The organism is Chryseobacterium sp. SIMBA_028, assembly GCF_046535285.1.
Taxonomy (GTDB): Bacteria; Bacteroidota; Bacteroidia; order Flavobacteriales; family Weeksellaceae; genus Chryseobacterium.
Window position 1 is genome coordinate 1 of sequence record NZ_JAWRWZ010000371.1, and the last position, 265, is coordinate 265.

1 protein-coding gene is annotated in these 265 nt (G+C 32.1%); it reads right to left on the reverse strand.

Annotation, left to right across the window (positions count from 1 at the left end):
* Positions 1–218 (reverse strand): hypothetical protein (locus SCA31_RS23805; protein ID WP_410699473.1); only part of this gene is annotated, 218 nt, incomplete at its 3' end.
* Positions 219–265 lie beyond the last annotated feature (47 nt).

The following is a 265-nucleotide window of genomic DNA, read 5'->3' on the forward strand; positions in this document are numbered from 1 at the left end:
TAAAACTCACCAAAAGATACGATAGCTCCATATCCCCATTGTATCATTCCCTCAGAATCAGCTCTGTTTCTTAGAACGAACTGTAAATCTGAATTCAATTTTTCCAAAATTTCATCTGCTAAATAACCACAATCTTTTGTTGTTATATTTTTAACAGACGTTTTACCAGACTGATTTTCACCATTATCAAACGAGTGATACACATGAAAGGGTTTCATTGAAATATTTTCAAAATGACTATCCTCAATAGTAACATTTCCATGAG